Raw genomic sequence first — 11598 nt, 5'->3', positions numbered from 1 at the left:
GAGGAGGCTCACCGCCCGCCCCATGGAAAGTGTTCAAATGCGGAATCGTCCTGGTAGACACGACTGGCATAAGCAGAACAGCAACGGAATGTGCTTTTCATTCCTTTGCTGTTCTGCTTATGACGCGAGTATCTGGACGATGGAGCAAGACGAACCTTTTCCCGGAGCCCCTAAAACCTTACAATCATCTCGAAACTGAGTCTTCAAGAAAAGGGAGCTTTAGTCAGATAATGTTCTGGCCTTCAAGAATGACAATGGCTAGGATGAGGACGATGACGATAACGAATACGATGGAGAGGGGACGGGAGACATTCGCTCTTTGAACCTCCTCCCATCGAACAGGTCGGATACCGCTGATCGAGAAGATGGAGACGGCAGCAAGGAGGATGGACATGATGTTTACCGTCACTAACAAGAATGCACCATATGCGGCTGTCATCGATCCATCGCCGATCGACATTCCCATAGCTACAGAAGGCGGGAGCAAGGCTACAGCAACCATCACACCCACCAGGTTTCCGGATAAACGGTTTAAAAAAGCCAGTGCTCCAGCAGCACCAGAAGCGACTCCCAATGGAATATCTATCAAGGTCACTTTCGTTCTATCCAAGTATTGAGCGTTCTCCATTCCGACATCCGTAAAAAAACCAAAGGCTATGGAAATAAACAATACGATGGCTACCCCGTATAATGAACTAACCGCTGACTGCCCAAGTCCTTTATAATCACCCAGAATAGCAAAAAATGCAACGGAAATGACAGGACCAATCATAGGGGCTATCACCATAGCCCCAATAACAACCGCTTCGCTATCTTTAATGATACCGACAGTTGCTACAATAGCTGATAGCAAGATAAGTAAGGAATAATTCATTGTAATATGGCTGTTTTTTTCAGCGGCATTCATTAATTCATGGCGACTTGCTCGCAGCAAACGGGACTTTTCCTCTTCGTCGTCTTCTTTTTCTTTTTCCTTTTCCTCTTTGGTTTCTTCATGAATGGTTTCTTTAGATATATAAGTTTGGACAGGAATTAACAGGGTCTCAAACCCTTCCACCACATTAGAAACTTCCTCCAAATAATTAAGGATCTTTTCCACTTCATTTTTTTGGACGAGTATGCGCACAAGCATACGTTCTTCTGATTCAATCGACACCCAATATGAACGATGATCATACTTTTTCAACTTTTCATCAATGGATTCAAAGTGTTGGTCAGGAATGTACACTTCAATTAATTGCAAGTTCATGCTGTTCACCTCTATTCAACCATTCTGTATAAGCTATGAAGTATTAAAAGAACACTAAACTATGGGTGATTCTGATAACTCCAGTCCCTCCGCTCCCTTTTCCAGTTGGTGATGTACTGAATCTCCTTCATAATGTCTCCTATTTTCCACATACTAATTCTACTTAGAGAAGAATAGAAAGGGGGTTCCTTGATGTCTCTCCTACTACCGATGAAGAGAGAACAGTTTCTGTCGTCATCCAAAGATTTACTTAATCAAAGTCCGGACCTTGTCCAAAAAGTGTTTAATCATGAAGGTCAATCGATCATTGTCCAATTCATTCATTATCAAGTAAACAAAGAACAGCTGGAGGATGAAATTTTAGAAATTATCACTAGATCTACTCATCCTTGGTCGAACGAGGGGCTGATGAATAAAATCCCTCTAGCTTCCACGAAACAAGAGAACAAAATGGATGCCATCATAGAGCAGATGATTCATGGGAGTGTCTGTATTTACATTGAAAGTGAAAAAGAAGCCACGCTATTCGCTCTGCCAAATCAAGAACACCGTGCTTTAAACCGTGCAGAAACAGAGTCGCTGGTTTTCGGTCCTCAAGTGTCGTTTACTGAATCCCTCATGACGAACTTGAATGTTATCCGTTGGCGTCTAGACACATCAGACCTCGTTACGGAAAAGTTGATTGTCGGCGAACGGATTCAATCGGAAATACGTATCGTGTACTTGAAGTCTCTTGCCAATACAGAGAATGTGAACACTATGAGACAACGGATTCAGGATTTAAATATCTCTGAAGTTGAAGACACGAGTGTCCTTGGACAATTGATAGAGGATTCCTCAAGTACCGTTTTTCCTCAGTTGATATTCACGGAACTGCCCGATCGCTTTTGTAATGCCATTTCTAAAGGTCGTGTAGGGGTTATGGTCGATAAAAGCCCGACCATGTTGCTGGGACCGATGAATCTCTTCAGTTTTTTTGAGTCGACGGAAGATTTATATATGCGCTGGAATATGGGGAGTTTCATAAGGCTGCTTCGATTCGTTTCCATGGCTTTGTCCATCATTCTGACACCGATGTATGTAGCAGCACTGACGTTTCACTATGAAATCATCCCTAGCACATTACTTGTATCCTTAGGACAATCCAGATCGACGGTACCTTTCCCTCCTGTTTTAGAAGCTCTTTTACTGGAAATTCTGATTGAATTGCTTAGAGAAGCAGGAGCCCGCTTGCCTACGAAGGTGGGGCAAACGATGGGTATTGTTGGAGGGATCGTTCTTGGTCAAGCTGCTGTAGAAGCTGGATTCACGAGCAACATTCTCATCATTATCATCGCACTCAGTGCTCTGGCTTCCTTTACTGCCCCAAGTTATTTAATGGGGACAGCGATTAGAATCATCCGCTTTCCGATGATCCTTCTGGCAGGTGCCTGGGGAATCATCGGTATTGTATTCGCCTTATCTTTCCTTGTTATTCATCTATTAAAGCAGAAATCATTGGGACGTCCATATTTGGCCCCCATCTATCCATTCGAGTGGAGTGATTTCAATGAATCCATTTTCAGAGTGCCTTTTCAAAAGAATGCCAAACGATCCAAAGCTCTTATGACCAAAGACAACTCGAGGTACAGTGAGTCAAAAGCGAGAGAACGAAATGATGTGGACCGTCTATGAAAACGAATATCCCCTTTCATCCTGATCGTACCGTTCAAGCTTTCTACCTTTTCTTTATCATCCATACCTCACAAATCGGTGCTGGGTTAATGGGAGTACCCCGAATACTTGTGCTCGAAGCAGGGGTGGATGCCTGGATTTCAGTATTGGTAGCGGGCCTTTACCTTCATTTGGTAGTTTTCATCACGCTCCAAATATTGAAATCTTATGAGAATGCCGACATTCTTGGGATTCAGCAAGATTTGTTTGGCGTGTGGATCGGGAAAGCCTTGGGCATAATATATGTCCTCTACATTTACATGCTTCTTTTGACGGTCATTAAAAATTACATTGAAGTGGTTCAGGTATTTATCTTTCCTGAAATGCCGATATGGCTGATGTCTCTCTTTTTACTATCGCTCATGGTTTATAGTATTTTAGGCGGATTCAGAGTGGTCGTAGGGACAAGCGTCGTTTTTTTCTTTCTTACCATCTGGCTTGTCTTTACCATCTACAAACCGATCACCTATATGGATTGGGAACACTTCTTACCCGTGCTTCAGACACCTGTTCCTGATCTGCTAAAGGGAGTGCAGCAAGTCACTTTTTCCGTGCTTGGACTCGAGATTCTCTTTTTTGTTTATCCGTTTATCCAGGATAAAAAAAGAGCAGCCCTTCCAGCACATGCAGGTGTACTCTTTACGACTTTTCTCATCCTGTTGGTTACCGTTGTTTCCATCGGTTATTTCAGCCCTGATCAGTTAAAGTCCACTGTATGGGCCACTTTATCTTTGTTCAAAATCATAAGTTTTTCCATATTAGAACGATTTGATTTTATTGCTGTGGCGTTATGGATGATGGTTATCATTCCGAATATCGTTTTATTCGGATGGATGATCATCCATTCTTTAAATCGGCTTTTCAATGCACCAAAGAAACCATCCTTGTACGGATTAGCCTTTCTCTTATTCATAACCTCGATCACAGCAGAAAAAAGGGTCGCGCTAAACGAACTGACCGACTGGACGGGGCAAATTGGTTTTTGGATTGTTTTTGTCTATCCATTATTGATTTACGTGTTGGTTCTACTAAAAAAATCAATGAAAAAGAGGCATGCATCATGAAATGGTCATCCCTTCTTGTCGTCCTATTCCTCTTGGCCGGCTGCATCCCCAAATCGTATATAGAAACATTAGGTATCATTTCAGCTGTTGGATATGACTTGACTGAAGATGAAAGGATACGAGGCACTCTTGTCATGTATCAATTTGATGCTGGGGAAACAAGCACCTCGCAGGTCGTTACGGGAGAAGCAGATACATCAAAAGGGATACGATTTGCTACAAGCCGTCTCACCAGTCATCAACTCGTCTCCGGTCAAGTAAGACTTGAAATATTTGAAAACGAGCTGGCCAAACGAGGGATGATGAAGTATATGGACACCCTTCAAAGAGATGCTGCCATATCGGATATGGGTTACTTAGCTACAAGTGAAGTTCCGTCAGAAGAATTGTTGAAATCAGGAAATGACGAAGATCGCCCGAACACGGGGAATTATATTCAGGAGCTAATTAAAAAAAGCATCAAAGAAGAAGCGATTCCCAATGCTGTATTGACAAGCTTTCTGCATGACTATTATGACACGGGTAAAGACCCCATTCTTCCATCACTTACACTTGATGACGATAAAGCTGTGATCAACGGGATCAGTTTGTTCCAGGATGACCACTATGTGCATACGACATCCCATGAGCACACGTTCTACATTATGCTCATGAAACAAGAATTTGAGCATGGGCAATTTCAAGTCCAACTGCCCAAGGACGCATTAGAGAAGTATCACAAAAAAGAAAGCATCGATCAACCAGGGGAAAATGCCCTGCATGTATCTATCCATGAGCTGAATTCTGAACATGCCATTACCCCTTCTAAAGGAGATCCGACCAAACAATCATTCAAACTGAAAATGGAAGGTCGTTTGTTGGAAATCACACAGGATATAGATTTAAAAAATGAAGAAGCTGTAGAAACTTTAGAAAAGGAAATTGCAAAACAAATAAAAGAACACCTTCAAGAAACCTTGCAGGTGCTGATTGATAATAGAGTCGATCCTGTTGGATTCGGTGCAAAGTACAACACCCAGAACAGAACGAATCGGGTAACTAAAGAAAATTGGCGGGAGCAAATCCCAAGTCTTCAAGTTGATTTTGATGTATCTTTTAAACTTCTTCGCTATGGCATTTCCGAATAATGTAGAAACCCTTGTGAAAAATGTTGCACCTTCTTATCACAAGGGTTTATATCCATTTATGCATTCTCAAGGATGGACTTTGGATGTGTGCATCAACCACTCCTGCGCTTTTAAGCGGGAAGTACTAAAGCGTCCAAAGTCCATCCTTATCTGTAAGGAGAAAGTCTTCCGGCTGCCTTCCAATCAAATAAAGACGATGCAGAGGCCTCGTCATAGCTACATAAAGCATTTTCAGATCCAGTTCATTTCTTTCATACGTATGTTCATTACAGTAGAGAATAACAACATCAAACTCCAGTCCCTTGGCAAGATAGGCGGGGAGAATGACGCGATCTCCTAACACGTCCGTGTTCTCGTCCATAATCTCAAATGAAGGAAGTTCATGAGCCAACTGCTCCGCTTCATGTTTTGTTTTCGTAACAAAAGCAAAGTTATTCATCCCTTTTTCGAGTAAATCTTTAATCAATGGATGGATATTCTTAATTGCATGCTCATCCCTATAAAGGAAAGTAGGTACATCCCCATGTCGGACGACGGGCTCGGCTTTAGGAAGTGCATCTGGCATATCATCCAAAAGGCTGTTCGCTAAATTCATGATTTCAATGGTCGTGCGGTACGTCTTCTGCAAAGTAAGATAATTCGCGGTTGGGAATATTTCGTTTTGTAACCTCTCCCAATTCTCTAAGCCTCGGTAATGATAGATCCCTTGAGCTAAGTCCCCTACAATGGTGAACAAATCTGTTTGGAAAGCCTTCCTCAAACTGAAGATTTCCATAAAGCTATAGTCCTGCGCTTCGTCAATGACCACTTTCTTTGCACGATCATCAGGGTCAAGACCGGTGATAAAGGTCTTTAAATACAAAAGAGGAGCTAAATCCTCCGCACAAAGCTTTCCTTTTGCATGAACTTTTCTTGTATTCTTTCTCATTTGTTCCCATTCAGAAGATTCTTCAGCAGCAACCAGTGAAAAGCATTCTTCCTGAAAGAGCTGCTGATAGAGTGGCCAGACAGCCACTTCCGGATATTTCTTCATGTAACGATTGACCGCTGTCCTGGCTGCTTTTTTAATTTCATCCAGCCTCTCCCCTTTCCGTGTAATCAAAAAACTAACACGGATTTTGCGTTTTTCCGCATTCTTCATCCCATAAAGCGCATCATCCAGGGCTTCATCATATTTGGCAGCCATTTTATTCAAAATTTCCTTCTTTTTTCTTCGTAATTCACTTTGCAAAACAGCCTTGATTTTTTGAACGCGCACCTCGTAAGGAAAATAACTGTATTCCTCAAAAAACAGTCGATTGATGGCTTTTGCACTTTTGACCTTGAATCCTGCGAGGGTAAAATCATCCTCTACCTTGTAGGATTTTTTCCACTTTTGCAGATAGCGATCCAGGATGTCTTTGAACATTTTGGACCCTTTAAGTCTCGCATCATGAATAACGCTGTGTTTCTTAGGATCTTCTACAACATTCATGAGCACCTCGTGCTGGGAAATGACCGGCAGATGAAGACCGGTAGCTTCTTGAACAAACTCGGTAAATGTGGTCTGTCTCGCTCGATCTACTCCAAGTTCCGGCAGGACTTCAGATATGTACTGAATAAACAGACGGTTAGGGGCGAGAATGAGCATTTCTTCAGGGCGGAAAATCTCTTTCATTGTGTAGAGAAAATAAGAAATCCGGTGAAGAGCAATCGTCGTTTTCCCACTCCCCGCAGCCCCTTGCACAATGATTGGTTTTCGTAAGTCTGCACGAATGATTTTATTCTGTTCTTCTTGAATAGTTGATACAATTTCAGTTAAACGCTTTTCTGCATTTTGAGCTAACGAATCCTGGAGCAACTCATCCTTTGTAGTAAGGTCGATATCCCGATAATCCAACAGCTCTCCATCTTCAATCTGATACTGTCGTTTTAGGGAAACATCTCCTTCATACCTTTCTCCAAGGGCTTCGTAACTCACTTCTCCCAGGCGGCCTTCATAATAAACATTTGCCAGAGGGGATCGCCAATCCAAGATAATAGGAAATTGAGTCTCCCGGTCAAATAAAGACGTCTTACCAATATAAAAGATTTCTCGATCGGGTTTTTCTTTCTGATGAAAATCAATGCGGGCAAAGTACGGTTTATTTCGTAGATGTTTGAGGTTCTCCAGCTGTTCTTTGGACATTTTCATGAAATTTGCATGAGAGAGCATTTCTTGATATCTAAGACTGCTGTCTTTAAAGCTAAGGTTTTCAAGGGTGTCTTCCTGGCGCTTCTTCAGTGATTCCTGACCCGTTTCCTGTGAGGCGATCAGTTTGTCCATGTACGTTTTCGTAAAGGCAAGCCGATCCAATTCTTTTTCAAATTCCGGATGCCGTTCCGTCATTTGAGCCATTCCTCCTTCTTTTTGTTCTGAAAAGTTCACAGAACGTTTACCTAATGGAATGACGCGTGAGCGCTGGCCCATCATGCAGTTTTTCGAAGCAACGAATAAATAAGATACCACACCCGCCTTGGAAGCGCAATCATAATTGTGCGCTTCAACTGAAATCATGAATGTGAAACGTCACGTAATCCATTGAATCACCTCAAAATTACGTTTAAAAAAATCCTTCTCTATCGTTATGTAAAATAAAAAGCAGTTTAGCTTAAGGGTGCGCTTTATCCTGCGCATACACCTAAACTAAACTGCTAACATTAGGGGACTAGTGTCTGTTTTTATTTTCTACATATTTCGGCAGATGCATTTCAAATATGAAGAAAGAAAGAATACGCAGTAGTACAGGATATAAGGCCAGGAATCCTACCAAATCCCCAATCCTCCCAAGAAGATCGGTTAAAAGAAGAACGATTGAAAGAACAAGCATGAGAAAAACAGTCACAAGTCCTACTCTCCCATTAATAGGTGTCCACGCTCCTGCAATGGTCCTTGTGTCCTGCTCTAACAGTTCGAAGCAACGGTAGTGATAAGGGCGTATTCTGAACCAGTTGGATGCTGTGACAAGCTGGTCACGGTCCTGGATTTTTTTGAAACAATAACGACAGATGTTTGTGTTCACGAAATCTACTCCTGATTGAGATATTTTTTCATCAGCAAACACTCGTTGCCCTTTTCATTATATCGTAAAACATCCATAACTCTAAGCATTAACGTAATTCCACGTCCACTCTCATCTAAATCTTCCACACTTGGGAACCAGTGCTTCACATCACCTGTCACCTGATAAGGCCTCCAGTCAAACCCATCTCCATGATCATAAATTCTGACGAGCAACCTTTTGTTAAGAAAGTGGATTTTTAACAAGACGGGATAATCTGTCCTCTCATGGTGGCCGTGGACCCATGCATTCCTTACAGCTTCAGTAATGGATGCATCCACAAGAAGTTGATCATTCCCATAGTATTTGGAAAGATATGGTGAATATTTGCGTCGGACATCTCTCAGTTCTCTCGGATGTCTGATATTGGCTTCTATAGATGCCTTCATTATTCAGCCTCTCCTCTTTTAAGTCAATGATGTGCAATCATTGTACTTAGCAAATGGATTTGTTCACTTTCCTATTCCCTTTATCCAAATCACTTAAAAGGGGAAGTCCTGTTTTTTTCATAAAAATGGAAAACGATACCAGTTCCAAGCGAAGCAACATTACCTCTTGCCTATCTTTGACTATAGGAGTACGGATCTTATTTATTCTTTTCATGACTCTGAATGATGTCCACCACTTTTTCCTTCGTTTGTTCACTTTGATAGCTTTGCATAGAGTCAAGAATCTGATTACGATTATGAATGAGTTGACGGAGGTCATTTACTAATGTTTCATTAGAAAGTTCCTCTTCCTCTCTTTTAAGCGCATACCCTTGTTTAACAAAAGAGTCTGCATTCAAAATCTGATCTCCGCGGCTGGCTTTTCTTGATAAAGGAATAAGAAGCATCGGCTTCTTCAAAGCTAAAAACTCGAAAATGGCATTTGATCCTGCCCGAGAAACAATATAGTCTGTAGCAGCAAACAAATCCTTCAGCTCATCCTGAACATATTCGAACTGGGCGTATCCCCGCTTATTGATGGACGTATCCTTGTGCCCGTGCCCGCAGATGTGAACAATCTGGACTTCCTGAAGCAATTCATCCAGATTACCACGAATCGCATCATTGATTCTTTTCGATCCTGTACTTCCTCCCATCACCATTACTACGGGTTTTTGCTTATGAAACTCACACAAAGCTAAACCTTTAGAGCGGTCTCCTTCAAACAGTTCCTCACGTACAACGGCTCCGATATATTCGCCCTTTCCTTCTGGCAAGTGTTTCATCGTCTCTGGAAAAGTCGCCAGGATTTTTTTCGCAAATGGGAAGGAAAGTTTATTGGCAAGTCCCGGCGTATAATCCGATTCATGTATGATGGTCGGGACGTTTTTCAGGCGTGCTGCCATGACTACAGGTACAGAAACAAATCCACCCTTTGAAAAAATGACTTGAGGCTTTCGTTTTTGAATGATGCGAAGAGATTGAGCTAATCCTTTCAACACTTTAAAAGGATCCTTAAAGTTTTCTTTAGACATGTATCTTCTAAGCTTTCCAGTAGAGATGCCATGGTAGGTGACTCCATCTAAAGGTTCAATCAAGTTTCTTTCAATCCCACTATAAGAACCGATGTAATCAACGGTATATCCTTTTTTCTGGAATTCTGGAATAAGCGCAAGGTTCACGATCACGTGTCCCGCGGTTCCTCCACCGGTAAATAAAATTCGTTTCTGACTCATATGTTAATCAACGTCCTTTCAGAGGGCTTCTTAAGTAGGTCTGTATGTGTTACTATGCTATAATCCTCGTATTCCTCTAAAGAGAATTGTACCAGAAAAGAGTGTGGCCTATGTATGAAACAAAAACATTAAAGGAAAAAATCAAATTGTTCGGCATCATCCTCATTCCTATCTTGATTACGCAAATCGGGATGTACCTTATGAACTTTTTCGATACGATTATGGCTGGGCAATCCGGGCCGGATCAACTGGCAGGAGTAGCAATAGGATCAAGTATCTGGATGCCTGTATTTACAGGATTAAATGGCATTCTCATGGCTATTTCCCCAATTGTTGCCCAATTAAAAGGGGCAAAGAAAGAAAACGAGATTTCTTATTCCGTCAAACAAGGCATCTATTTGTCCATTGTTTTGGCAAGTGGAATAGGTACCATTGGATTCTTTTTGCTGGATCCCATTTTGTCTTTATTAGACATTACTCCAGAAGTCCGGCATGTCGCAAAATATTACTTAGTGACACTGGGGATTGGAATTGTCCCTTTGTTTGCTTTCAACATCCTTCGGTCATTTGTAGATGCCCTTGGGCAAACCAAAGTTTCAATGACCGTCATACTTATGACGCTACCCATTAATGTTCTTTTCAATTATATGTTTATCTTCGGTCGATTGGGGGCCCCTGAACTCGGAGGGATCGGCGCAGGAGTAGCTTCTGCCCTCACCTACTGGGTATCATTAGTTATCCTTGTCAGTATCGTTCACAAAATCCGCCCTCTAAGAACATATAAGATTTTCCAATCATGGATTTCTCCTGAATGGAAAGAATGGTGGGCACAATTAAAGATTGGCATTCCCATCGGTTTTGCCATCTTTTTTGAAACGAGTATTTTCGCAGCCGTCACTTTTTTCATGACAGCTTACGACACGAATACGATTGCCGCTCACCAGGCAGCCATCAACTTCGCATCACTTCTCTATATGGTCCCCTTGAGTATCGCCTTCACCTTAACCATAGCCGTTGGTTTCGAAGTCGGGGCAGAGAGACACAAGGAAGCGAGAACGTATTCTTATTTAGGAATTGCATCAGCTGTAACGATGAGCATTTTTGCAGGGCTGGTTTTATTCATATTTGATGATGCCATTGCAAGACTTTACAGTACAGATGACAGAGTGATTGAATTGACGAAGAATTTTATTATCTATGCTATATTCTTTCAGCTGTCTGATGGGTTTGGTGCGCCTCTGCAAGGGATTCTCCGCGGCTATAAGGATGTGAACATTACACTTGTCATGGCGTTTATTTCTTACTGGGGCATAGGCTTGCCAAGTGGGTACTGGCTGGCGAACTATACGGCACTCGGCCCTTATGGATACTGGTTAAGCTTGACCATCGGTCTGACCGCAGGAGCCATCACCCTCCTCATCCGTATGTTGTACATCCAAAAAAGAACCCCCCCAATCAGTTCCACTTCCTAGAACAGCTTATTAAACAAACTGGCAGGTTTCTTGAAGACTCAGTTTCGAGATGTTTGGGGGCTTCGTTTGCCATATTTGGAGTCAGGGGGGGCTGGGAAGCTACTCGCTTTCCTGTGGGGGAGTGCCGAGCTTCCTCGGGCTACGCCCTGCGGGATCTCGCCGATCTCCTTTCTCCCACGGGAGTCTCGCAGCTTCCCAGCCACCCCATACGATAAAAGTGAGAAACGAAC

At 42.3% G+C, this 11598-nt stretch carries 9 protein-coding genes; 4 read left to right on the top strand and 5 right to left on the bottom strand.

All coding sequences use genetic code 11. The annotated features are described in order from the left end of the window. Nucleotides 1-223 precede the first annotated feature (223 nt). On the bottom strand, nt 224-1249 hold the full coding sequence (locus VKA52_RS07735) for a TIGR00341 family protein (protein ID WP_326314914.1): 1026 nt from the start codon (nt 1247-1249) through the stop codon (nt 224-226). 192 nt (nt 1250-1441) lie between these two features. On the opposite strand from VKA52_RS07735, the gene VKA52_RS07730 reads away from it, so the two are divergent. Genes VKA52_RS07730 through VKA52_RS07720 form a run of 3 tightly spaced genes read left to right on the top strand, consistent with a single transcriptional unit; the run spans nt 1442 to nt 5153 of the window. Beyond that, on the top strand, nt 1442-2923 hold the full coding sequence (locus tag VKA52_RS07730; protein WP_160915339.1) for a spore germination protein: 1482 nt from the start codon (nt 1442-1444) through the stop codon (nt 2921-2923). Next, nucleotides 2920-4026: a GerAB/ArcD/ProY family transporter gene (locus VKA52_RS07725; RefSeq protein ID WP_326314911.1), complete on the top strand. Its 1107-nt coding sequence runs from the start codon at nt 2920-2922 to the stop codon at nt 4024-4026. The genes VKA52_RS07730 and VKA52_RS07725 overlap by 4 nt, the downstream gene beginning before the upstream one ends. Next, a complete protein-coding gene (locus VKA52_RS07720; protein ID WP_326314909.1) occupies nt 4023-5153 on the top strand; it encodes a Ger(x)C family spore germination protein in 1131 nt (376 codons plus the stop codon). The genes VKA52_RS07725 and VKA52_RS07720 overlap by 4 nt, the downstream gene beginning before the upstream one ends. A 124-nt stretch (nt 5154-5277) precedes the next feature. On the opposite strand, the gene helD is transcribed toward VKA52_RS07720, so the two are convergent. The 4 genes from helD to VKA52_RS07700 all read right to left on the bottom strand — a co-directional run bounded on the left by helD (nt 5278) and on the right by VKA52_RS07700 (nt 9896). Beyond that, entirely contained in the window at nt 5278-7689 is a 2412-nt protein-coding gene (helD, locus tag VKA52_RS07715) for an RNA polymerase recycling motor HelD (protein WP_326314908.1), read from the bottom strand. Between the two features lie 151 nt (nt 7690-7840). Beyond that, nucleotides 7841-8194, bottom strand: a complete 354-nt coding sequence (locus tag VKA52_RS07710; protein ID WP_160915343.1) for a hypothetical protein — start codon at nt 8192-8194, stop codon at nt 7841-7843. A 5-nt stretch (nt 8195-8199) separates the two neighbouring features. Further along, nucleotides 8200-8622, bottom strand: a complete 423-nt coding sequence (locus tag VKA52_RS07705; protein ID WP_326314907.1) for an ATP-binding protein — start codon at nt 8620-8622, stop codon at nt 8200-8202. A 197-nt stretch (nt 8623-8819) separates the two neighbouring features. Continuing rightward, nucleotides 8820-9896 carry an undecaprenyldiphospho-muramoylpentapeptide beta-N-acetylglucosaminyltransferase gene (locus VKA52_RS07700; protein WP_326314906.1) on the bottom strand — a complete coding sequence of 359 codons (1077 nt, stop codon included), beginning with the start codon at nt 9894-9896 and terminating at the stop codon, nt 8820-8822. Nucleotides 9897-10006: 110 nt separating this feature from the next. Between VKA52_RS07700 and VKA52_RS07695 the strand changes: the two genes are divergently transcribed. Then, nucleotides 10007-11368 (top strand): MATE family efflux transporter, encoded by a 1362-nt coding sequence (locus VKA52_RS07695; protein ID WP_326314904.1) that lies wholly within the window; start codon nt 10007-10009, stop codon nt 11366-11368. Nucleotides 11369-11598 lie beyond the last annotated feature (230 nt).

Source organism: Halobacillus sp. HZG1 (assembly GCF_035818575.1).
Classification (GTDB): domain Bacteria; phylum Bacillota; class Bacilli; order Bacillales; family Halobacillaceae; genus Halobacillus; species Halobacillus litoralis.
Note: the sequence above shows the minus strand (reverse complement) of the source record. Positions and strands in the feature narration are given on the sequence as shown.